Raw genomic sequence first — 21,678 nt, forward strand, 5'->3', positions numbered from 1 at the left:
GTTGGGGCGGGCCCTGCGACAGGATCACCTGCGGCGGGCTGGGCTATTGATTTCCGTTGGGGCTGGGTCATCTTGTGGGAACAGCTTTTTAAACAAAAGACCCGGGAGAGAGAGATGCCGCAGCAGACAGACATTGAGATTGCCCGCGATGCCAAGAAGGCTCCGATTGTGGAGATCGGCCAGCGCCTTGGCATCGGGGCGGAGGATATGATTCCTTATGGCCATGACAAAGCCAAGGTGCGGCAGGGGTTTATCCAGGATCTCAATGGGCGAGAAAACGGCAAGCTGATCCTTGTGACGGCGGTGAGCCCGACGCCTGCAGGGGAGGGGAAGACCACCACCACCGTTGGGCTGGGCGATGGGCTCAACCGGATTGGCAAGCAGGCGATGATCTGTATTCGCGAAGCCTCACTGGGGCCGAATTTTGGCATGAAAGGTGGGGCCGCAGGGGGCGGTTTCGCGCAGATTGTGCCGATGGAGGATATGAACCTGCATTTCACCGGCGATTTCCACGCGATTACATCGGCCCATGCGCTGTTGTCGGCGATGATTGACAACCACATCTATTGGGGCAACGCAGAGGACATCGACACGCGTCGCGTGGTCTGGCGCCGGGTCGTGGATATGAATGATCGGGCCCTGCGTCAGATCACGACGTCCCTGGGCGGTGTGTCCAACGGGTTTCCGCGCGAAACAGGTTTTGACATTACCGTGGCGTCCGAAGTGATGGCGATCTTGTGCCTCGCGCGTGACCTAGATGATCTGGAGACCCGCCTGGGGCGGATCATTGTCGCCTATCGCCGGGACAAAAGCCCGGTTTACGCACGGGACATCAAGGCACAAGGCGCAATGGCAGTACTGTTGAAAGATGCGTTGCAGCCCAATCTTGTGCAGACCCTGGAACAAAATCCGGCCTTTGTGCATGGAGGGCCGTTTGCCAATATCGCGCATGGGTGCAATTCGGTGATGGCGACCACCACAGCGTTGAAGCTGGCGGATTATGTGGTAACCGAAGCTGGTTTTGGCGCTGATCTTGGCGCTGAAAAATTCATGGATATCAAATGCCGCAAGGCGGGGCTGGAACCTGCAGCGGTGGTGATTGTGGCCACCATCCGGGCACTGAAAATGAATGGTGGTGTCGCCAAGGAGGCATTGACCCAGGAAGATGTGGCCGCGGTTGAGCGAGGATGTGCAAACCTGGGTCGCCATATCGAAAACGTCAAAAGCTTTGGTGTGCCAGTGGTGGTGGCGATCAACCATTTTGTGGCTGATACGGACGTAGAGGTGGCTGCGGTTCAATCCTATTCTGAGGGGCATGGGGTGGAGGCGATTGTCTCGCGCCATTGGGCCGAAGGGGGTGCCGGGGCGGAAACACTGGCCCAAAAGGTTGCGGAGCTGGCTGACAGCGGCGCGGCGCATTTTGCGCCGCTCTATCCGGATGAAATGCCGCTCTTTGAGAAGATTGTGACGGTTGCCAAACGTATTTATCGCGCAGATGAGGTATTAGCGGACGCAAAGATCCGCAATCAGCTGAAGGAGTGGGAAGCGGCCGGATATGGCAATCTGCCGGTCTGCATGGCCAAGACGCAATATTCGTTTTCAACCGATCCAAACCTGCGTGGTGCGCCCACCGGCCATTCGGTGCCGCTGCGCGAGGTGCGCCTGTCGGCAGGTGCGGGGTTTGTGGTGGCAATCTGCGGAGAGATCATGACCATGCCGGGCTTGCCGCGCCACCCCGCGGCGGAAAGCATTCACTTGAACGACAAAGGCGACATCGAAGGCTTGTTCTAGTCCTGAATTTGCGTCATCTGCGAGCGCGGGGAAATTGGATCCCCCGCCGCCCACAGGAGAGAGAGAATGACAACGCCCGTATTGCCGCAGGATTGTTTGGACATGGCGGAGCTGCGCAAGCAGATCGACCGTCTGGACGTTGAGCTGGTGGAGCTCCTGGTGGCGCGCGCGGGGTACATTGACCGTGCCATTGAATTGAAGAAAGACAACGGCTGGCCGGCGCGGATCCCTGATCGGGTCGAAGAGGTGATCGAGAACGCCGGTCGCGAAGCGGAAACACGGGGTTTGGATCCCGAGATCGCCAAAACGGTCTGGCGGTTGTTGGTGGAATGGTCGGTCCAGCGCGAGGCGCAGGTGATCCGGGAAGAGTGACAGGCGTGCCATAACCAGACAGGCGCGTTTTGCAGGAAAGGACGAAGAAATGGCAGCAACTCTGATTGATGGCAAAGCCTTTGCCGCCAAGGTGCGCGGTCAGGTGAGCGAACATGTGGCCCGCCTGAAAGAAGAACATGGGATCACTCCGGGACTGGCGGTGGTTTTGGTGGGCGAAGACCCGGCAAGCCAGGTCTATGTGCGCTCCAAGGGCAAGCAGACCGTTGAGGTGGGTATGAACTCGTTCGAGCATAAGCTGGATGTTGACACCTCGGAAGCCGATTTGCTGGCGTTGATTGACCAATTGAACTCGGATCCCGCTGTGCATGGCATTCTGGTTCAGCTGCCATTGCCGGGACATTTGAACGAAGATCTGGTGATCAATTCGATTGCGCCGGAAAAAGATGTGGATGGGTTTCACATCTCAAACGTCGGTCTATTGGGAACCGGGCAAAAATCCATGGTGCCCTGTACGCCGCTGGGGTGTTTGATGATGCTGCGCGACCATCATGGAAGCCTGTCGGGCATGGATGCGGTGGTTATTGGCCGTTCAAACATTGTTGGTAAGCCGATGGCGCAGCTGTTGCTGGGCGACAGCTGCACAGTGACAATCGCGCATTCCCGGACCAAGGATCTGCCCGATGTGGTGCGCCGCGCAGATATTGTGGTGGCGGCTGTTGGACGGCCTGAGATGGTGCCAGGTGATTGGATCAAAGAAGGCGCGACCGTGATTGATGTGGGTATCAATCGCATTGATGCACCTGAAAAGGGCGAGGGCAAGACCCGTCTGGTTGGCGACGTTCATTTCGACAGCGCAGCCGCGCGTGCCGGTGCCATCACACCGGTTCCAGGTGGCGTGGGTCCAATGACGATTGCCTGCCTTTTGGCAAACACGGTCACTGCTTGCTGCCGGGCCAATAATCTGGCTGAGCCCGAGGGTTTGACCGCCTAAGCGGCAGCGGATCAGGCGGCGTTCGGATTTAAGTATTTTTGAAAAGATGAAAGGGCTGTGCCGAAGGGCGCGGCCCTTTTGAATTGTCACCGAGGCATCGGAACAGGCAGGGGGCGGGGCCCTGTGAGGATTGCAAGTGCCTGAGGTTGCATCAAAGTGCTAAGGATTGGGTTGGTGCAGTTCAACCCGCCTGTATAGGTGCCAAAGGCAGGCAAGATGATGCGGTGCTCATCGACCAGAAAGGCCGGTCGTGTGGTGTTTTTGATCCGCGCTTTGGGATGGTAATGGCCGGAGATTTCACCGGACCCTTTGGATGTTGCAATATGGCAGAAGGTCAGCGGTCCCTGGCTGTATCGATGATGGTAGGTGCCACCAAAGGCCAAGGGCTGGGGGTCGTGATTGCCGGTAATCCAGATCCACGGCCTGTGGTTCACAAGGTGGTGGAGGGTTGCGCAGTCTTCTGCTGTCATATTCTGGGCCGCGGCCCCATCATCAAAACTGTCGCCGAGGCAGATCACCGATTTCGGGCAGAGATCATCGATAAGGTCTGACAGGCGCGCCAGCGTGTCCTTCGTCTCATAAGGGGGCAGGGGGCCGCCTCCGCGGCGCGCGTGGCGTTCTGATTTTCCCAAATGCAGATCCGAGATACAGAGGAGGCTTTGATCTTCCCACCACAGCGCGCCTGTGCCAAGCGCGGTGAGCGTGGTGCCGGAAAAGGGAAAGGGGAAGGTGGTCATGTCAGCCTTTTGGGATGCCTTGTTTCGTCTGTCAATCTGATGCCAGCGCAGCAAGACCGGATGTGCGCATCAAGGCTTCTGTCTCTTGTTGCAGCAGCTTCTCTTGGGCGGCACCTTTGACCGGGACTTTGCCAATCTCCAACAAGAGCGGTGCCGCCAGTGGGGTGACTTGGTCAAGCTGCTTGTGGGTGATGCGCCCTTGGATGCGAGTCAGAAGATCTTCGATCCGGCCAAAATCCACGAGGCCCGCCATTGCCTCGTCTCGCGTGACCTTCAAAAGCAGGTGGTCCGGGTCGTATTTGCGCAACGTATCATAGAGAATGTCCGAAGAAAACGTGGCTTGACGTCCATTTTTGCGCCCGCCGGGTTGGTTGCGCTCAATCAGGCCTGCAATGGTGGCCACGGCGCGAAAGCTGCGCTTCATGACCTGATTGCCCGCGAGCCAACCGTCAAGGCCGTCACGCAGGCCATTTGGATCCAACAGTTGAGCGGGGTCTGAGATGGGCGTCAGGCCCCAGATCAGCGTGGCGTAATCCGTGGCCACAAATCCCAATGGATCAAGCCCCAGATCTTCCATCCGTTTGGTCAGCAGCAGGCCCAGCGTCTGTTGGGCGTTGCGGCCTGCGAACCCGTAGAGACAGGAATAGGCGCGCCCGTCATGTGGGAAGCTTTCAAACAATAAATGCCCGGCTCGCGGCAGGTCAGAAACCCGACGCTGAAGATGCAGCCAATCGGCGGTATGCGCAGGCAGATCGGGCCAGTCCTCTTGCTTGAACATTGCCAAAATTCGGTGGCTGAGCTGCGTGGACGTGGCGAATTTGGTGCCCGAGAACACGGCGACCTTGGGTTTGCGATTGGCATTGCGGCTGACTTCCACCGTCATGTCGCGCAAGCCTTCATAGCGCACGATCCGTCCGCCGATCAAAAAGGTATCGCCGGGAGAGAGGGAGGCGGCAAAGGCTTCCTCGACCTCGCCCAAGGGTTTGCCGCCGCGGCTGTGTTTCAGGCGCACTTTGAGGAGGTCTGCATCCTGAATGGTGCCAAGGTTCATCCGGATCCGAGCGGCGGAGCGAGGGTCTCGCAATTGCCATTGACCGTCCGGACGTTGGATCAGTCGCTGCCATTGGTCGTATGCTTTGAGCGCATAGCCACCGGTTGCGCAGTATTCGAGACAGGCGTCAAACGCGGCACGCGGGAGAGCGGCATAATCACCGACGGTTTGGATCTCTTGAAACAGATCATCGGCTGCGAAAGGGCCCGCGCAGGCGGTGATCAGGATATGTTGGCACAGGACGTCCAACGGGCCACGCGGGCGGGTGTCGCCGTCAAGGTCGCCCGCATGGGTTGCTTCGAGGGCGGCTTGGCATTCCACCACTTCGAACCGATTGGCAGGTACCAAGAGCGCCTTGGACGGAGCGTTATAGCGGTGATTTGCGCGACCGATGCGTTGGACCAGACGTTTGACGTTTTTGGGGGCACCGATCTGGATCACCAGATCCACATCTCCCCAGTCGATGCCAAGGTCCAACGAACCGGTACAAACAATCGCCCGCAGCTTGCCCCGTACCATGGCCTGTTCCACCCGTTCACGCTGCTGGTGGTCCAGCGAGCCATGGTGGATGGCAATAGACAGGTTTTCGTCATTGGCAAGCCAAAGGTTGTGGAAAAAAATCTCTGCCTGGGCGCGGGTGTTGTGAAAGATCAAGGTGGTCTTGTGCTGTTTGATCTGTTCCAGCACCGCCGGGATCGCATAGGCCGCGCCGCCTCCGGACCAGGGCGGAGGCTGGTCAACGGTTAGCATCGCGATGTCGGGTGTCGGCCCTGGATCGGCTTGCAGGATGTTGCAGGGATCCGGGTGGCAGGCCAGCATATTGGCAATTGCGCCGGGATCGTCGACAGTTGCCGACAGACCAACGCGTCGCAAGTTGGGACAAAAGCTCTGCAGCCTGGCGAGCGCAAGCATCAGCTGGTCGCCGCGCTTGCTGTCGGCCAGCGCGTGGATTTCGTCAATCACGACCCGCTTGAGGCCTTTGAATGTCCGCGCCGCATCTGCATAGGACACCAGCAGTGCCAGGCTTTCAGGCGTTGTAAGCAAGATGTGGGGAGGATCCGCCCGCTGGCGTTTCTTGCGCGCGGATGAGGTGTCACCGGTGCGGTCTTCGACGCGGATAGGCAGGCTTATTTCGTCGATAGGGGTCCTCAGGTTGCGTTTGATGTCAGCGGCGAGGGCTTTGAGAGGGGACACATACAGCGTGTGCAGACCCTCGTGGTCCCCATCTGCCAGATCAGCAAGTGTTGGCAGAAAACCTGCCATGGTCTTGCCACCGCCCGTGGCTGCGATCAGCAAGGTTGCAGGGCGATCCGCCTGTTCCAGCATTGCCTGTTGATGGGGGTGGATGGACCAACCGCGCGTGGAAAACCAGTGAGAGATACATTCAGGCAAAGCTGTCATGTTCTCTGTTTAGTCCCATTTGCGGCGCAGGCAAATCGCAAATTTGGCGCAGGCCCTCCCGCGCCCGCAGGTGCCTTTGCCAATGGCAAAGCCCCCTTTGCGGCCTTGGGCATGGCAGCCTGCCTTTCAGGCAGGCTGCGGCACCGAACGCGCAGCGTTCGGTGCCCGGCCCAACGGGAGCGGATCCTGTTTACAGGATCTGGCGACGGGCGGGAGCACTTTGGAATTGGTCCTTCAGGACAGTGGCATTATTTCACGATCTTCTCGTCTTTGACGAACATGTTCGCCCAGGCCCGGTCAATCAGATCTGGGGTCATTTGGTAAGGGATCCCTTCAAATTCGCAGATTGCTATCATCTGGTCGATTAGGAAGACGGGCTGATAGTTCGCGTAAACATTGTCGATCGTCGGGTATTTATGACGCAGAAGGTGTACCAACGCGGCTTCGTCTAGGGGCATGCCTTTTTTGCGCGCGATCAGTGCAAAGATCTTGAGGAAGTTTTCCTGATTGGGCCCGTCAATCTTGATCTTAAAGAAGATCCGGCGCAGCGCTGCCTGATCGAAGATCTCATTAGGGTGGAAGTTGGTGGAAAAAATCACCAGTGTGTCAAAGGGCACTTCGAACTTTTCACCCGATTGCAGGGCCAGGATATCGCGGCTTTCTTCCAAGGGTACAATCCAGCGGTTCACCAGCGCCTGAGGCGGTTCCGCCTGACGGCCAAGGTCGTCCACAATAAAAATCCCACCGGTGGATTTTAGCTGCAATGGGGCCTGATAGGTACGCGCCGTGGGATTGTAGACCAGATCCAGCATCGACAGCGATAACTCACCCCCGGTGACCACGGTGGGGCGCTCACAGCGCACATAGCGGCTGTCAAACCGTTTGGCGCGGCGCAGCTGATTGGGCGCGTCGGCTTCTTCTTCCAGTGCATTGTGCACAATCGGGTCATAGACCGTAATCACCTGGCCCGCATATTCGATGGCCCGCGGCACATAGACATGATCGCCAAGCGCGTCCCGGATCCCGTTGGAGATCGAGGATTTACCATTGCCGGGTGGGCCATACATCAGGATCGATCGCCCGGCGCTGACGGCGGGGCCCAGCTGGTCCAGCAGGGTCTCTGGCAGGATCAGATGGCCCATGGCCGATGTCAGCTGTTGCCGGGTCACCAAGATATTGCGGATGGACTGGCGTTCGACCTGTTCGCGGTAAACATCCAAAGGCACCGGCATCGCGCCAAAATACTCGGACTGGCTAAGCGCATCAAGCGCGCGCGCCTTGCCAGCATCGGTCAGCTGATAACCCATTTCATTGCCATTGTTGGCATTCAGCGTCCCGGTGGCTTCCAGAAGTTTCTGCTCGCGCGCCATATCGATCAGCTCTTGCGTCACCGACGCGGGCAAGCAGATAGCCTCGGCGACTTCGCTGACCATATCCACGTTTTTGCGGAACATCGTCTTCAGCAGAATATCCCGCATCATCACAATCGGCAGGCGCATTTCGACCAAACCCTTTGGAGCAGGCGGGGCCAAAACTGTGGCGGCTTGGGGGGAAGCTTGCATATTCATAGAGCGCACCGATCTGTTGTCTCAGGCAGCCGGACCATGGCCCAAAGCCGCCTGCAACAGATTATTCAGGACTGTGGCAACACAACGGCGTCATTCGCGCAAATTCGGGCCAGATCGGCTGAATGCGTCCGGGTTAGCGCCCGTAGAGCACCCCAAGCATCAGATAGATCACAAGCGTGCCGCCCAAGCAGAGCCCCATGGGAAATTTTGATCCCACCGACCAGCTCTTCCATTCGGGGGCCAGTTGACGCAGGGCCGTGTATTTGGCCAGCCGATGGGTGGCAAATCCTGCCAACAGGGTCATGGTGAACAGGATTGCCACCAAACGTAAGTCGCCCAGGGCCACAAAAGGCGCAGCCGCGCCCACAAATTTGGCATCACCTGCACCGACAGCGCCCCCTGCGTAGAACAGAAAGCCAAGTGCGATACCGATGGGCAGATGCAACAACTGCCAACCATAGGCGGACCAGGTGGGCATTGCGACCAACCCAACCACAACAAAGATCGCCGCCAGCAGATCCACACACCAATTGTGGATGCGCATACCACGCAGGTCCGAGTGGACCACCATCAGGCACACGGGCACGACAAAGGGTAAGAACCACAGCGCCGTATGGGACGGGATCTGCAGGCTGATCGCCAAGTCGAGAAAGCTCACATCAGGCCCCTTCGAGTGTCTGGAGCGCGCGCGCGGCTTCCTCGAAATGCTGTGGATGGGTGGCAACGGCTTCGCGCAACAGGGTTTTCCCGGTTTGAACGTCGCCTTGTTTCACCGCCGTCAGACCCAGCGTGTGCAGCAACAGTGCGCGTTCGGTCTGGGTCATGGGCACATTTGGCAATGTATAACTGCGCTGGGCGCCACGGGCCAGAACCAGGTTGTTTTTGGCGGTGAACAGATCCCGATCCTGGCGCAGCGCGTCTTGAAACAGTTTTTCCGCCTCAACAAATTCGCCACGTGTCAGTTTTGAATAACCCCAATTGTTGAGAACCCGCGCCGGGCGGGTGGTGAGGCCGACGGCGGTTTCATAAAAGCTATCGGCGCGTTTCCAATCCTTGTTGGCATCCGCTACCAGCGCTTCCAGCCGGTAGCGCTGAAAGGTCTCAACCGTTGGAGGCACAGAGTCCAATGTTGTCTTGGCGTTTTCCCAGTCGTTGGTGCGGATCTGCGCATCCGCCAGCCCCAATCTGTCCTGCGGCGTGGCGCCTTCCATAGAGACCACGCGGGTCCAGGCGCTTGCACCTTCTGAATTGCGCTTGGCGCGGATCAAGGATTGCGCCAGGCCACGTTGCAGATCGATACGGTCCGGGGTCTGTTGGGCGGCGCGGGCAAAATAGCTTACGGCCTCGTTGGGGTCCGCAACGGTCAGATAAACGTCATTGAGGTTGGTCTCGTCGATGACGTTTAGCTCTTCGAGCGTTTCGTTAACATCGATTTTCTCACCTGGGGCACAGGCCGACAGGCCAAAAGCGGCAATCAGCCATGCCAAAAGCACGAGATGCTGGCGCATGGGGCGCGTCCTTTACTGCTCAGACTTATGGTGTTCTCCGCAGAAGGTAACTGCCCCCGCCGCGCTGCACCAAGTTATATGGTTGTGTCTCTTGCGGCTCACTATGATCTGTCGCGTCAAGTTTTGCGAGGGCCACACGCAGATTTTCACGAATTGCGTCACTTTCGCCATTGTCCAAAGCCACGGCACGGCGCAGGAATTGCTCTGCTTCGGCGAATTTTTGCCGTTCCATTAGAACAACGCCCAGATTGTTCAGACTTTCGGGCCAGTCCGGCTGTTTCTTGACCGCCGCGCGTAGCAATTCTTCAGCTTGTCCTAAACGGCCAAGTCCCAAATTGGCGCTCCCCAGGCTTGAGAGAATTTCAGGCGTCAGCCCTTCATCGACGGCGGCCAGTGTAAAGCTTTCATAGGCCAGCTGGTATTCCCCTGCTGCCATCAGCCGGTGGCCGGCTTCCAGGGGCTGTGTGTTCTCTTTGCGAATGTCCACACCCGGGGCAAAAGGGTTGTCGGGCAGCTCGTCAAAGTCAGAACGGCTGCAGCCCAAAAGGCCAAGGCACAGGAAAGTGAGGGTCCAAAAAGCGCTGCGGGGCATAGCGTCCAAGATGTCATGACTTCGGTGCCCGTCTTCTACCGCATCCGCGACCAAAGGGTGAAGCATCAATGCGCATGCGCCATGAGAAAGGCCCGCTCTGAGACAGAATGCGGGCCTCATATGTCGATGACAAGCTCTTTAGCCGCCTGGAGGGGCGCCCAGGTTCTGAATGCTTGTGACCGAGGGGCCGATCAGGATGATCAAGAGCGGTGGAACCGTCAGCATCATGGTCGCCAGTGTCATTTTCACGGGCAGTTTGTTCGCGGCTTCTTCAGCGCGCATCACGCGTTTGTCCCGCATCTCTCCGGCATAGACACGCAGGGCTTCGGCAATGGAGGTACCAAAGCTTTGAGACTGGATCATTACGGTTGTAAATGACGCGATATCCTGAACACCGCACCGCGTGCCCATGTCGCGCAGAACGCGCTCTTTGTCTTTGCCCGCTTTCATCTCTTGAGAAACGATCTGAAACTCTTCGGACAATGCAGGGTAGGAGGCTGCAAGCTCGGTCGAAACGCGGATGATGGATTGTTCAAGCGATTGACCAGCCTCAACACAGACCAGCATCATATCCAGCGCGTCGGGAAAGCCCTTGGTGATCTCTTTCTTGCGCTCTTCCACTCGGCGCGTCACCCAATATTTGGGCAAGAAATATGCAGCGCCACCAGGTCCAAGAATACGGATTGCCATCTGCTGGCTGTCATATTCGACATCTGCGTTTAGCACATAGACAAACACCAGCCCCAGAACCAAACCAATGAGACCCAAAACCATCTGCGCAAAGAAGAAAATGCGCACAGCATCGCGCGAGTGATACCCCGCCTGGCGCAGTTTGAGCTCCATCGCCGACAATTCTTCGGCGTTTTGTGGCTCCAAGAAGGACGCAAATTTCTGTAGCTGTTCATTGCGATTCGTCTGGCGTAGGCTTTCGCGCTGTTTCTTGGGTGTTTGGCTGGCCAGATCTCGCTGCAGTTTTTTCAGGGGATCTTCCTGCTCGTTCAGCAGCATATAAGCTGCAACGAGGACACAAATCAGACCGAGCCCACCAATTGCGATCAGAGGGCCAAGCTCACCAAATCGGGCGATCAGGGCGTTTTGCAGCGCGTTCAACAGCTCCATAATAGCCGCTCCTTAGACTTCGATATTGGTCAGCATACGCATGACAAAAAGGTTGGCGGTCAACATACCACCCACGATGAAACAGGCCGGAATAAACCACGGGTGGTCCAACACGCCGTCATAGTAATGCGGGTCATTCACCAGGATCCCGATCAGGGCGAGCAGCGGAAAGGCTGAGAGAAAACGACCCGACCATTGCGCTTCGGCCGTAATCGCCTTCACTCGGCGGAACAAGCGGAACCGGGCCCGGATCACCTTGGCCAAACCAGCCAGAACTTCGGCCAGATTGCCACCTGACTGCTGTTGGATGGTCACGGCCACGGCCAAAAACCGCATGTCCTGAATGCCGAGGCGTTCCGCCATGTCTTTGAGCGCTTCGCCGACATCACGGCCATAAGCGCTTTCATCGGCGATTATACCAAACTCGGTGGCCAGCGGGTCTTCGACCTCCCTGGCGACGATTTGGACGGCCGAGGTAAACGGATGCCCCACGCGCAATGAGCGCACCATGAGTTCGACCGCATCTGGCAGCTGTTCTTCGATCTTGGCGATGCGTTTCTTGGCCTTGCTGTTGACCCAAAAGAACACTGCACCAACGCCGATAATCACGGATCCCATGGCGCGGATCTCGATCCCGGTTTGGGTGCCCACCGACAGGCCCAGAAAGGCCAGAACACTTACACCAACCATGATCAGCATCAGCTGTTTCGGGCTAAAGGCAATGGCCGCTTTTTGAGCCCGCTCCGCCAGCAGAGAATAAAGCGGGATGGACTTTGAGTTCATGTGCTGGCTCATCTCCTTGCGGAGCTGTTCCAGGACCTGTTCGCGATTGCCACCCTTTTCCAACATATCAAGGCGACGGTTCACCTTGCTGTTGAGGCTGATGGATTTGCCAAAACTGACGAGATAGACGCCTTCAACCAGGGCAAGAACAGCCAGGAAGATCAGACCATAGATAATGGGTTCGATGGGCAGTTGCATCAGAAGCTCTCCATCGTGGTGGGTTCATAAATGGAGGCGGGCAGGTCATAACCCCACAGACGGAACCGCTCGGAATAGTTCGAGCGCACGCCTGAGGCGGTGAAATGGCCGATAATTTTATTATCCGGGGTTAGGCCGACACGTTGATAACGGAAGATTTCCTGCATCGAGATCACATCGCCCTCCATCCCAGTGATTTCGGTGATCGATGTCATCCGGCGCGAACCATCCTGCAGACGCGAGGCCTGCACGATGACATTCACAGCCGAGGAAATCTGGCTACGGACCGCTTTGATCGGCATTTCGATCCCGGCCATGGCAATCATGTTTTCTAGTCGGGAAACCCCATCGCGTGCCGAGTTTGCGTGGATTGTGGTCATGGATCCATCGTGGCCCGTGTTCATGGCCTGCAACATGTCGATGACCTCCTCGCCGCGCGTTTCACCCACGATGATGCGATCCGGGCGCATCCGCAGGGCGTTTTTCAGACAGTCCCGAGGAGAAACCTCACCTTTGCCTTCGACGTTTGGCGGCCGGCTTTCCATCCGGCCCACATGGGTCTGCTGGAGCTGAAGTTCGGCGGTATCCTCGATTGTGAGGATCCGTTCTGAGTTGTCGATGAAGGAGGACAGCGCGTTAAGCGTGGTTGTTTTACCAGAGCCGGTACCACCGGAGACGATTATGTTGAGGCGGGTCGCGACGGCAGCTTGAAGATAGGCGGCCATCTCCTCGGTAAAGGCGCCGAAATTCACCAGGTCATCGATGCCCAGCTTGTCCTTTTTAAATTTCCGGATCGATACCAGCGAGCCGTCGACTGCAATCGGGGGCACCATGGCGTTAAAGCGTGACCCGTCCTGCAGACGGGCGTCCACATAGGGGTTGCTTTCGTCCACGCGACGTCCCACGGCTGATACGATCTTGTCGATGATCCGCATCAGGTGCTTTTCATCTTTGAACGTGATGTTCGACAATTCCAGCTTGCCGCCGCGTTCGATAAAGATCTGCTGTGGCCCGTTTACAAGAATATCGCTGACCGTTTCATCCTGAAGGAGCGTTTCCAGCGGACCAAGGCCGGTAACCTCGTCATAGAGTTCCTTGTTCAGGGTTTGCCGGTCTTCGCGGTTCAGCACCACGCCTTTTTCCGACAGAATCTCGGTTGCAATGGCCGAGATTTCGGTGCGCAGCTCTTGTTCGCTGGCGTGTTCCAACGCGCTGAGGTTCAGGTTTTCCAGCAGCTCCCGGTGCAGCTCAACCTTGATCTGACCCAGCCGCTCCTTGCGTTTACGCTCTTTGTCAGCAGGGCCTGCGGCTGCTGCGGTTTTGGGCGTGACGGGTTTTCGTAACGAGGCCTGCTTTGCAGCCGAAGACGCTGCGGCCGGTGCCGTTTTGGGCTTGGCCGCAACCGGTTGCGCAGGTGTCTGTTTTTTATATCGCGAAAACATGTATCACCTCAAAAAATCTATGCAGCGGCGGCTTCGTTGCGACCAAGTTCATGTAAGGATTGGGCCAGTTTTCCGATTTCCTTGCGCAGCGGATTCTTGGGCGCAGAAAGGGCCAAAGGCTGGCCGTGGTCACAGGATTGCATCACGGGTTTGCCGCCGTCGGGCAATTGAATGTCGATAGAAATTTCCAAAGATTCTGACAGGCGCTTGACCCGGCTTTTCCCCCCCAGATCGGTGAACTTTGGTGCCCGGTTCAAGGCAAACCGCAGTTTATCAAACGGCAGGTCTTCCCCTTGCAGCAGACGTTTGATCCGCAGCGCGTTTTGAGCGCTACGCAGATCCAGATCGATCAGGGCAAAGTACAGATGCGCGGTGGTCAAGACGGTGTCTGACCATTGCACTAGTGTTTTAGGCAGGTCGATGACCACAAAGTCAAAATGCTTGCGGGCCATCTGAATGATTTTGCTCACATCCTCAGGCGTCAGAAAGTCCAGCGGCAGCATTTCAGCTGGGGCGGTGAAAACCTGAAGCTTGTTTTCAAAGGTCACCAGGGCCTGGCCGAAGATTTCGTCATCCAAGGAGTCCATATCCCCCAAAAGCTCGGTCACCGCTTCTCGTCTTGGCAGATCGAGATAGGTGGAAACGGACCCAAACTGCAGATCAAGGTCAATCAAGCAGACCGAAGGTGTATCGCCCTCGCAGCGCTCGGCGATTTCCCAAGCCAGGTTCACAGCCAGCGTTGTTGAGCCAACACCGCCTGCCAGACCGTGACAGGCGATGACCGCGCCTTCGCGCTGGTTTTCGGACTGAAGCGCAGGACCCGCGTGTCCCGCAAAAGCCGGGGCGTTTTTCAACCGCTCGATCGCGGATTGCAGCTCATGCTCTGGCAGCGGGTAGGGGATAAATTCATCGGCGCCCTTGCGCAGCAGGCTGTGCAGCGACGCTGGAGTTACGTCTTCGGCGATCAAGATGACCTTGATGTTCTTGGCCTTGGCCGCCTGAATGATTTCTTCCATGCGAGACAGCTCGTCTTCGTCATCGCAGTCCATTGCCAGAGCGACAAATTCAAGGGATTGCCCGTCTTCCTGGGTAAAAAAGGGCAGGGCTTCGTCAAAGGTCAGATCGCCCCAGGCCTCGCCCAAGGCGGTCTCCATGTCCTCAATCAGCAGATCAAAGTTCTGAACATCACGGCTGATGGTACAGGCCGTGATCGAACTTGTTTCTGGTTGGGGCAGACCGCTGCTCATTGCTGTTTATCCTCTTTCACGGGAAGTCTCGCGTGCCGCCAGCAAGGCTAATCCGAAGTGTCCGGACGCAGTTCGTTCCATGGAAAGAAGATCAAGGAAAATCTGGGCGAGATTTGGGCTAAAAAGCCCCATTTGTGAGAAATTGTTTAAGAATTGAAAAAAGCGCCCCTGAGGGCGCTTTCCACATTAAGACGTTGAAATTGGGTCTTAGTTGTCGGTAATGGTCTGCTGTTCCGGTGCTTGTGTCAGTGTGGTTTGCGCCACGGCGCTTTCGACGTAATCACGATCAATAATGGCCGCGTATCGTCCGTCCAGGGTCTGGTGACGTTTCAAGAAACCGGAGACTTCGGTCACGGTACGGCGATTGCGGCGCTCCCGATCTGGGGTGTCGATAACTGGACGGGTTTCGCCAAAAGAAACAACAGCTTGCAAGCGGCGGCGGTCAATCCCTTTGGAAACCAGGTACCGCACGGTCGCATTGGCGCGACGCTGACCGAGCGCGCGGTTATAGCCGTTTGAGCCTACAGCATCCGTATGGCCATAAACGGTGAAGCGAACCTCAGGAAACTGGTTGATCCAATCTGCCTGGCGGTCCAAAATTGCGCGGGCCTGGCCGTCCAAACGGGCGCTGTTGAAGGCAAAATTGATTGTCGTTGGCACTTCTTTTGCAAAACGTTTGCCCAGTGCAACAACATAGTCCCGCTCGCCGCGATGAACCGCAGTGTTATTGGCAGATGCCACACCAAAGTTTTCACGTGATTTGCGGTTGCTGCCAACCTCTCGGGCGCAGCCCGTGACCGCCACTAAGAGGACCAACAAGATCGTATGCTTGAACATTGTTTTGTTCCTCATATCAGTCCAGGACGTAGCCGTAAGAGCCGGTGAAGTCTTGGGCGGCAACTTCGCCCGCAGCACCGCGTTGATTGCGATGAGTTTTGCCAAACAGGAATAGTTCGGCTTCGCTTGGTGGAGTAACGCGGTCAGTTGGCAAGCTGAGCGCTTCGCCGCGTGTGGGTGTGACCAGGTGAGCGCTGATGATGATCACCAGTTCGGTCTGTTCCCGCTGGAAGCTGGTGCTGCGGAACAGTGATCCCAAAACCGGCACATCGCTAATCCACGGCAACTGGGAAATCGTGTCCGAGAAGTCATCCTGGACCAAACCGGCAACCGCAAAGCTTTCACCGTCCCGCAATTCAACGGTGGTGTTGGTCTGGCGTTTGCTGAAACCAAACGCGGTGAGACCATTTACAGTGGTTGTTGTAGACGGGTCCAGTTCTGACACCGATGCGCTGAGCTCTAGGTTGATCAAATCACCGTCTACGACGCGGGGAATGAAATCCAGTTCGATACCAAATGGGACCAGATCCACACCGACGGAGCCATCGTCATCGACAACCGGGATGGGCACTTCGCCGCCCGCGAGGAACCGCGCTTCCTGTCCCGAGAGGGCTGTCAGGTTCGGTTCTGCTAGCGTGCGTACAACACCTTTGGTTTCAAGGGCTTCTAATAGAATACCAAGCTGCACAGAGCCAACACCAAAGTTAAAGGCAATCGCGCCTTCGATGTCGTTGCTTGGCACGATCAAATTGTTGTTGAGGCTGTTATCGTTCAGCAGCCAGGTTCCGGTTTCTGCCAGAACGTCACCGCTGCCCAGCGCCAACGAGGAGCGCAGGCTTTTCGACACCGCCCGCTGCATTTCGGCAAAACGGACCTGCAGCATCACTTGCTGGACGCCACCCACAGACATCAGGTTTGAAATACGTTCCGGCGCGTAGCGTTCCGCCAATTCCAACGCCCGCTGTAGTTTCGCAGAGCTGGAAACCGTCCCCGACAAAACGATGCCGTCGTTGGCAGTGCGCACTTCAATCGGCTCGCCCGGCAGAATCTGCCGCAAGCGTTGTTTGAACTCGCTGACATCAGCGGCCACGCGAACGTCTACATTGGTGATGAGGCTACCCGAAGCATCCAGAAGGGTCAGCGTGGTCAAACCTGGTGTTTTACCCAGGACGTAGATCGACCGGTCCGACAGCGAAGAAATATCCGCAATGCTCGGGTTTGCGATTGTGATTTCCGCAAAGGGGTTTTCGCTTTCGACCACCACCGCCCGGTTCATAGGGACCTCTAAGGTGGTTGTCACACCTTGACGCACGACCCGCAGCTCGTTGGCCCAGGCCCCTTGTGTCGTGGGCAAGCCGAACAAAGCACCCCCCGTAAGAGCTGCTGCAATGAGTTTCTTCAATGACATGTGACCTGCCTTTCCGATCACGCCTCTATGGTTCGGGTCTTTTTGCCCGTCTTTCTTTCCCGCCACTTTGCGCGAAAGCTGATTTTATTGCAAGAATCATTGTTTCGGCACTGTTGTGTGTGGAAGGGCAGCAACAGGAACCGGTGAAGGGGCGGGCTGGCGCGGCACAAAACTGGATGGTCTAGATCAGGCAGTTTCAACGCTTGTGGCCGCCATTGGGCGGCCGTCGATCGAAACTAAGTCGCAATCAGTTGGTGCAGGGAATAGGGATTTCTACCACTTCTGCGCCTCGGCGGTTTCGGATGGTGCAGACTTTCTGCTTTTCCACCTGAGCGGGCGCAACATGTTCACTCACGCCCAAAAGCTTACGTTGATCGACCTCAATGACCGAAGCTGAAACACTTTCTTCCTGAGCCCCAACCAATGCCAAGGAAAGGCGCCCCGTGGATTGGGCTTGGGCAAGAGCTGCAACCTGAACGGGGGCCGCTGCAACGGTTACGGTGCGCGCGATGGTCGTGCCATCAACCCCACCAGCCTTTTGATCGACTGCAATCAACTCAACATTTGTTTGAATCAAACGGGTTACTTCGCGGGTGCTTTGGCCTTGTGAATTCACCATATCGCCCGTCCAATAGACTTCCACCCGGTCGCCGGGTCGTAGGAATCCGGACACGCCTGATGCCACATCAACCTTGATTGCAAAAGCGCGCTGCCCCGGTTTTAATCGAGACGTCAGACCTGCATCTTCACCGGGATTGGTGACCTTGACAGCAAGAATGGCCTCGCCGGGTTCGATTTCTCGCAGAACCACCCGCTGGTCTTCGGCACGTCCCGGCGGAAAGAGGGTTTCGACGGTTTGGAACGTGCCCTCGGGCAGGCTCTCTTGTGGCCAGCGCACCTGCCGCACCATTTCTTCGGTCAGGCGTTGGCCGTATTTCAGCGGCTCAGTGGCGACAAAAACATTCACTGTTGGAATGGCCTGTTCACGCGTCGCACGTTCATGCGCCAGTGCGTTTTGATATGCGCCAATCCGGTTCTTGACCATCATAACAGCCCCCCCGGCGAGGGCGATACCTGCAACTAGAACGATACCGAAGACTGCGCGCATCAGGTGCTCCTTTGGGTGCTGTGTGTTGAATAAGAAAGGGTGAATTAAAAAGGCGATGCAGACGGGCCTGTCTGATACTTGCTGTTTGAAAACCGAGCTGGAAGTTAATCCACAAAAACGGCAAGCTGATCGCCATCTTATTCCAGCGCATTCCCCTGGCTGGCCAAATCTGTGCTTGTCGCGCCCATATAGCCGCTTACAGCTGTCAATACGCCTTCCAGACCTGTGCGCAAAGGCGTGGTCAAAAGGAGTACGGCGGCCATAACAACGGCTGTCAGGATCACCCAATCGACGGTTACCGCGCCACTTTCGTCGCGGCGAAATTTCTGAAACATATGTCGCATAATCGGTCCCGGATTGTGGTTTCGGGAAAATGCGGCCGCGCGTTTGTAATGTACCGTTTTGGGGGCGTACTTGGGCAGGCGCGGCCGCAGCTTTGTTTTTGAACCAGGAGCCGGTGCCCCTGATTACGCTGTTAAGCGTCTAACTTATTCGGTGGTTGTTGTAGAAGAAGAACCAATCGCGCCGGTGGTACCCAGCGAGGTGCCGGTGCCGGTCAGGTAGGAGCTGGTGGTTGTGACCAGGCCGGAGGTGCCGGACTGAATGCCAGTGTAAACAACGCCGGCCAGAGCAGCAACGGCAGCGGTCAGAACAACCCAGTCAACGGTTACGGCGCCGGATTCGTCTTCGCGGAAGTTTTTGATGAATTTGATCATGGTTAGTCCCTCCAAAGGATCTCATAAAAGGTGTCTCGACCGCTTCGAAGCTGTATCTGAGGAGTGCTCTCTCACCAGCGTGTCCCCTGTCCGTCGCGGTATGAGCACATATAGCCAGCGGAGAATGGCAGGATTTGGGCTGAAACCCGGAACAACACGCCCAATTTTAACTTTTCAGCAGGGAATGGGGTAAGGCGCTGAAAGTTAAGAAAAAAAATAGTAACTAAATGTTGATAGCCGTGGCTTGCATGCGGCACATCGGGGCAAATATGGCGATGTTGCCAAATTTGGGCGGGTTTTACTGGCAGTTTGCGCCGGATTGGTAAAAACTTTCCTAAAATCAGCGGTAATACGAGCAGTCTTATGGGGTTTTTACGGAATCGGCTGATCCCGGTTTTTTTGACGGCGGTCCTTGCGGTCGCTCCGGCACCAAGAAGTACAGCCCAAAGCGAACCCGCAGCGCCCAAGCGGGTGACGCCTGCACCGTTTCCTGAGTTCCAATCCAAAACCGTCCGCCCGCCCAAAGCGGGCGCGCCGAAACGCTCCATTGTCCAAATTACGCCGGAAGCCGCAGCAGAGACGCAACAGCCTCAGACAGACCAAACGTCCAGCGTGGTGCCCGCGCGATATGGCAGTTTCTGGCAGGTGATCTCGCCAAAACAGGCAGACAGCGGTCCGGGACGCCTTGCGTCGGCCCTGTTGGAAGTCTCGCGCCAGCCGGGATTGTCGCCGCCACGTTTGCAGGATCTTCAAGACATGGCCGCAGCCTATGGCGTGCCGCTTTTGCTGGAGACAGTGAATACTCGTGTCTCTCCGGCACTGGCCTTGGCGGTGATCGCGGTGGAAAGCGCGGGTCGGGCAGATGTGACCAGCGCCGCCGGGGCACAGGGGGTGATGCAGCTGACGCCCGAGACGGCTGACCGGTTTGGGGTCCAGGATCCATTTGACGCGGCGCAGAACATTGCGGGCGGTGTCAAATACCTGGATTGGTTGATGGAGCGGTTTGACGGCGACCCGATCCTGGTTTTGGCGGGCTACAACGCGGGCGCCGGAGCGGTGCGCGACCATGAGGGTGTGCCCCCCTATGCCGAGACGCGGGATTACGTGCCCAAAGTGCTCGCCGCGTTCCAGGTGGCCCGGGGCCTATGCAAAACACCGCCTGAGCTTATTTCGGACGGCTGCGTGTTTCACGTGTTGAAATAAAAAAGGCCGCCAAAACACTGGCGGCCTAAGAATAGACTATAAGCGCAGGATCAGTCGACCAGCGTTGCCTCGGTGGCTTTGACCATATCGTCCATCGATACGCCCTCGGCCAGCTCGACAACTTTCAAACCGCCCTCGACAACATCCAAAACGCCAAGATTGGTGATGATGCGATCCACCACACCTTTGCCGGTCAGGGGCAGGGTGCATTCTTTGAGCAGTTTGGAGACGCCATGTTTGTTGGTGTGGTCCATGACCACCACAACCCGGCCCACACCCGCGACCAGATCCATTGCGCCGCCCATGCCTTTGACCAGCTTGCCGGGGATCATCCAGTTCGCAAGGTCGCCGTTTTCAGCAACTTCCATTGCGCCCAGGATCGCCATGGCAATCTTGCCACCGCGGATCATGGCAAAGGATTGCGCGCTGTCGAAATAGGCGGTCTGCGGCAGCTCGGTTATGGTCTGTTTGCCTGCATTGATCAGGTCGGCGTCTTCTTCCCCGTCGATCGGGAAGGGGCCCATGCCCAGCATTCCGTTTTCCGACTGCAACGTCACCTCGATCCCTTCGGGGATATAGTTTGACACCAGCGTCGGGATGCCGATGCCGAGGTTCACATACCAGCCGTCTTGCAGTTCCTGTGCGGCGCGGGCCGCCATTTGGTTACGATCCCACATGGTTTACCCCTCCCGTACAGTGCGCTGTTCGATGCGCTTTTCGTGGTCGCCTTGGATAATGCGGTGCACATAGATGCCCGGTAGGTGGATCGCGTCCGGGTCCAGCGAACCAGTGGGGACGATCTCTTCAACTTCGGCAACACAGATCTTGCCACAGGTGGCCGCGGGCACATTGAAGTTGCGCGCCGTCTTGCGGAAGATCAGGTTGCCCGTCTCATCGGCTTTCCAGGCTTTGACAATGGCAAGATCGGCAAAGATGCCTTCTTCCATGATATAGTCTTCCAGTTCACCGTCAGGGCCGGTTGGGAATTGCTTCTCCAGTTTGCCGTCGGCAATCACAGTGCCCACGCCTGTTTTGGTGAAGAAGCCTGGGATACCTGCACCGCCTGCACGCATACGCTCGGCCAGGGTGCCTTGGGGGTTGAACTCAAGCTCCAACTCACCGGACAGATACTGGCGCATGAACTCCGCGTTTTCGCCCACATAGGACGAGATCATCTTTTTCACCTGACGCGTCTGCAACAGGATGCCGATGCCAAAATCATCAACGCCTGCGTTGTTGGAGGCAAAGGTCAGATCCTTGGTCCCTGCGTCTTTGATGGCGTCCAGCAAGAGTTCTGGAATGCCGCAAAGGCCAAAGCCGCCAGCTGCGATAAACATACCGTCGTGCAACAGCCCATCCAGGGCGTCGGCGGCGGTGGAATACACTTTCTTCATGAAGTCCTCCCGACTACTGAAATTCTGGACAAGTTGTCGCGCCGAGACCGGGCTAAGTCAAGAATACTGAGAGTTTCAGGTATTTCTACGGAAGGGGATAACCGGGGCAGGATTAATCTTTTTTTACATATGTTAACCTTTGGTGAGGCATTTTGCGGAAATTTTGGCCAATTTTACGTGTTAATACGTAATTTTGAAGTTGAGAATTTTCAGAAAATTAAGACTTTATTACCAATTGATCCGGAGACTGA

General features: G+C 56.9%; 21 protein-coding genes. 4 read left to right on the forward strand and 17 right to left on the reverse strand.

Annotated features, from left to right (window positions below; genetic code table 11):
- The first annotated feature begins 114 nt into the window (after positions 1 to 114).
- The 3 genes from GFB49_RS13125 (at position 115) to folD (ending at position 3,115) form a co-directional block, all read left to right on the forward strand.
- The gene (locus GFB49_RS13125; protein ID WP_153216346.1) at positions 115 to 1,791 is read left to right on the forward strand and encodes a formate--tetrahydrofolate ligase; all 1,677 of its coding nucleotides are present in this window, start codon (positions 115 to 117) and stop codon (positions 1,789 to 1,791) included.
- A gap of 66 nt (positions 1,792 to 1,857) precedes the next feature.
- Entirely contained in the window at positions 1,858 to 2,163 is a 306-nt protein-coding gene (locus GFB49_RS13130) for a chorismate mutase (protein ID WP_153216347.1), read from the forward strand.
- A gap of 49 nt (positions 2,164 to 2,212) precedes the next feature.
- A complete protein-coding gene (gene folD / locus GFB49_RS13135; protein WP_153216348.1) occupies positions 2,213 to 3,115 on the forward strand; it encodes a bifunctional methylenetetrahydrofolate dehydrogenase/methenyltetrahydrofolate cyclohydrolase FolD in 903 nt (300 codons plus the stop codon).
- A gap of 86 nt (positions 3,116 to 3,201) precedes the next feature.
- Here the strand turns inward: folD and pdeM are convergent, their stop codons facing one another.
- The 15 genes from pdeM to GFB49_RS13210 form a co-directional block, all read right to left on the reverse strand.
- The gene (gene pdeM / locus GFB49_RS13140; RefSeq protein ID WP_153216349.1) at positions 3,202 to 3,852 is read right to left on the reverse strand and encodes a ligase-associated DNA damage response endonuclease PdeM; all 651 of its coding nucleotides are present in this window, start codon (positions 3,850 to 3,852) and stop codon (positions 3,202 to 3,204) included.
- A gap of 31 nt (positions 3,853 to 3,883) precedes the next feature.
- A complete protein-coding gene (locus GFB49_RS13145) occupies positions 3,884 to 6,304 on the reverse strand; it encodes a ligase-associated DNA damage response DEXH box helicase (protein WP_153216350.1) in 2,421 nt (806 codons plus the stop codon).
- Positions 6,305 to 6,552: 248 nt separating this feature from the next.
- Positions 6,553 to 7,872, reverse strand: coding sequence for a P-loop NTPase family protein (locus tag GFB49_RS13150; protein WP_153216351.1), 1,320 nt, complete (start codon positions 7,870 to 7,872; stop codon positions 6,553 to 6,555).
- A 133-nt stretch (positions 7,873 to 8,005) separates the two neighbouring features.
- On the reverse strand, positions 8,006 to 8,443 hold the full coding sequence (locus GFB49_RS13155) for a hypothetical protein (RefSeq protein WP_425505222.1): 438 nt from the start codon (positions 8,441 to 8,443) through the stop codon (positions 8,006 to 8,008).
- Positions 8,444 to 8,531: 88 nt separating this feature from the next.
- Positions 8,532 to 9,380, reverse strand: coding sequence for a tetratricopeptide repeat protein (locus GFB49_RS13160; RefSeq protein WP_153216352.1), 849 nt, complete (start codon positions 9,378 to 9,380; stop codon positions 8,532 to 8,534).
- 25 nt (positions 9,381 to 9,405) lie between these two features.
- On the reverse strand, positions 9,406 to 10,038 hold the full coding sequence (locus GFB49_RS13165; protein ID WP_246149722.1) for a tetratricopeptide repeat protein: 633 nt from the start codon (positions 10,036 to 10,038) through the stop codon (positions 9,406 to 9,408).
- A 72-nt stretch (positions 10,039 to 10,110) separates the two neighbouring features.
- The gene (locus tag GFB49_RS13170; RefSeq protein ID WP_153216353.1) at positions 10,111 to 11,091 is read right to left on the reverse strand and encodes a type II secretion system F family protein; all 981 of its coding nucleotides are present in this window, start codon (positions 11,089 to 11,091) and stop codon (positions 10,111 to 10,113) included.
- Positions 11,092 to 11,103: 12 nt separating this feature from the next.
- A complete protein-coding gene (locus GFB49_RS13175; RefSeq protein ID WP_153216354.1) occupies positions 11,104 to 12,072 on the reverse strand; it encodes a type II secretion system F family protein in 969 nt (322 codons plus the stop codon).
- Positions 12,072 to 13,514 (reverse strand): TadA family conjugal transfer-associated ATPase, encoded by a 1,443-nt coding sequence (locus tag GFB49_RS13180; protein ID WP_153216355.1) that lies wholly within the window; start codon positions 13,512 to 13,514, stop codon positions 12,072 to 12,074. The genes GFB49_RS13175 and GFB49_RS13180 overlap by 1 nt, the downstream gene beginning before the upstream one ends.
- A 17-nt stretch (positions 13,515 to 13,531) precedes the next feature.
- Positions 13,532 to 14,761, reverse strand: a complete 1,230-nt coding sequence (locus GFB49_RS13185) for a CpaE/TadZ family protein (RefSeq protein WP_153216356.1) — start codon at positions 14,759 to 14,761, stop codon at positions 13,532 to 13,534.
- A gap of 207 nt (positions 14,762 to 14,968) precedes the next feature.
- Positions 14,969 to 15,598 (reverse strand): OmpA family protein, encoded by a 630-nt coding sequence (locus tag GFB49_RS13190; RefSeq protein ID WP_153216357.1) that lies wholly within the window; start codon positions 15,596 to 15,598, stop codon positions 14,969 to 14,971.
- Between the two features lie 16 nt (positions 15,599 to 15,614).
- Entirely contained in the window at positions 15,615 to 17,006 is a 1,392-nt protein-coding gene (locus tag GFB49_RS13195; RefSeq protein WP_153216358.1) for a type II and III secretion system protein family protein, read from the reverse strand.
- 247 nt (positions 17,007 to 17,253) lie between these two features.
- Positions 17,254 to 18,114: a Flp pilus assembly protein CpaB gene (cpaB, locus tag GFB49_RS13200; RefSeq protein WP_153216359.1), complete on the reverse strand. Its 861-nt coding sequence runs from the start codon at positions 18,112 to 18,114 to the stop codon at positions 17,254 to 17,256.
- Between the two features lie 137 nt (positions 18,115 to 18,251).
- Positions 18,252 to 18,458 carry a Flp family type IVb pilin gene (locus GFB49_RS13205; RefSeq protein WP_194269344.1) on the reverse strand — a complete coding sequence of 69 codons (207 nt, stop codon included), beginning with the start codon at positions 18,456 to 18,458 and terminating at the stop codon, positions 18,252 to 18,254.
- Between the two features lie 144 nt (positions 18,459 to 18,602).
- A complete protein-coding gene (locus tag GFB49_RS13210; protein WP_153216361.1) occupies positions 18,603 to 18,830 on the reverse strand; it encodes a hypothetical protein in 228 nt (75 codons plus the stop codon).
- A 363-nt stretch (positions 18,831 to 19,193) separates the two neighbouring features.
- Here GFB49_RS13210 and GFB49_RS13215 point away from each other — a divergent pair, with 363 nt between their 5' ends.
- The gene (locus tag GFB49_RS13215) at positions 19,194 to 20,033 is read left to right on the forward strand and encodes a lytic transglycosylase domain-containing protein (RefSeq protein ID WP_153216362.1); all 840 of its coding nucleotides are present in this window, start codon (positions 19,194 to 19,196) and stop codon (positions 20,031 to 20,033) included.
- A 50-nt stretch (positions 20,034 to 20,083) separates the two neighbouring features.
- On the opposite strand, the gene GFB49_RS13220 is transcribed toward GFB49_RS13215, so the two are convergent.
- A complete protein-coding gene (locus GFB49_RS13220; protein WP_153216363.1) occupies positions 20,084 to 20,710 on the reverse strand; it encodes a 3-oxoacid CoA-transferase subunit B in 627 nt (208 codons plus the stop codon).
- 3 nt (positions 20,711 to 20,713) lie between these two features.
- Complete coding sequence (locus GFB49_RS13225) at positions 20,714 to 21,427, reverse strand: CoA transferase subunit A (RefSeq protein WP_153216364.1); 714 nt, start codon at positions 21,425 to 21,427, stop codon at positions 20,714 to 20,716.
- Positions 21,428 to 21,678 lie beyond the last annotated feature (251 nt).

This window comes from Tritonibacter litoralis (assembly GCF_009496005.1).
GTDB lineage: Bacteria > Pseudomonadota > Alphaproteobacteria > Rhodobacterales > Rhodobacteraceae > Epibacterium > Epibacterium litoralis.

Coding starts and splice junctions, on each gene's coding strand:
- GFB49_RS13190 (WP_153216357.1), bottom strand. CDS start 15,598: ATGTTCAAGCATACGATCTTGTTGGTCCTCTTAGTGGCGGTCACGGGC.
- GFB49_RS13145 (WP_153216350.1), bottom strand. CDS start 6,304: ATGACAGCTTTGCCTGAATGTATCTCTCACTGGTTTTCCACGCGCGGT.
- GFB49_RS13215 (WP_153216362.1), top strand. CDS start 19,194: ATGGGGTTTTTACGGAATCGGCTGATCCCGGTTTTTTTGACGGCGGTC.
- GFB49_RS13225 (WP_153216364.1), bottom strand. CDS start 21,427: ATGAAGAAAGTGTATTCCACCGCCGCCGACGCCCTGGATGGGCTGTTG.
- GFB49_RS13170 (WP_153216353.1), bottom strand. CDS start 11,091: ATGGAGCTGTTGAACGCGCTGCAAAACGCCCTGATCGCCCGATTTGGT.
- GFB49_RS13155 (WP_425505222.1), bottom strand. CDS start 8,443: ATGGTGGTCCACTCGGACCTGCGTGGTATGCGCATCCACAATTGGTGT.
- GFB49_RS13165 (WP_246149722.1), bottom strand. CDS start 10,038: ATGCTTCACCCTTTGGTCGCGGATGCGGTAGAAGACGGGCACCGAAGT.
- folD (WP_153216348.1), top strand. CDS start 2,213: ATGGCAGCAACTCTGATTGATGGCAAAGCCTTTGCCGCCAAGGTGCGC.
- GFB49_RS13125 (WP_153216346.1), top strand. CDS start 115: ATGCCGCAGCAGACAGACATTGAGATTGCCCGCGATGCCAAGAAGGCT.
- GFB49_RS13220 (WP_153216363.1), bottom strand. CDS start 20,710: ATGTGGGATCGTAACCAAATGGCGGCCCGCGCCGCACAGGAACTGCAA.
- GFB49_RS13185 (WP_153216356.1), bottom strand. CDS start 14,761: ATGAGCAGCGGTCTGCCCCAACCAGAAACAAGTTCGATCACGGCCTGT.
- GFB49_RS13195 (WP_153216358.1), bottom strand. CDS start 17,006: ATGTCATTGAAGAAACTCATTGCAGCAGCTCTTACGGGGGGTGCTTTG.
- GFB49_RS13205 (WP_194269344.1), bottom strand. CDS start 18,458: ATGCGACATATGTTTCAGAAATTTCGCCGCGACGAAAGTGGCGCGGTA.
- cpaB (WP_153216359.1), bottom strand. CDS start 18,114: ATGCGCGCAGTCTTCGGTATCGTTCTAGTTGCAGGTATCGCCCTCGCC.
- pdeM (WP_153216349.1), bottom strand. CDS start 3,852: ATGACCACCTTCCCCTTTCCCTTTTCCGGCACCACGCTCACCGCGCTT.
- GFB49_RS13130 (WP_153216347.1), top strand. CDS start 1,858: ATGACAACGCCCGTATTGCCGCAGGATTGTTTGGACATGGCGGAGCTG.
- GFB49_RS13160 (WP_153216352.1), bottom strand. CDS start 9,380: ATGCGCCAGCATCTCGTGCTTTTGGCATGGCTGATTGCCGCTTTTGGC.
- GFB49_RS13150 (WP_153216351.1), bottom strand. CDS start 7,872: ATGAATATGCAAGCTTCCCCCCAAGCCGCCACAGTTTTGGCCCCGCCT.
- GFB49_RS13175 (WP_153216354.1), bottom strand. CDS start 12,072: ATGCAACTGCCCATCGAACCCATTATCTATGGTCTGATCTTCCTGGCT.
- GFB49_RS13180 (WP_153216355.1), bottom strand. CDS start 13,514: ATGTTTTCGCGATATAAAAAACAGACACCTGCGCAACCGGTTGCGGCC.
- GFB49_RS13210 (WP_153216361.1), bottom strand. CDS start 18,830: ATGATCAAATTCATCAAAAACTTCCGCGAAGACGAATCCGGCGCCGTA.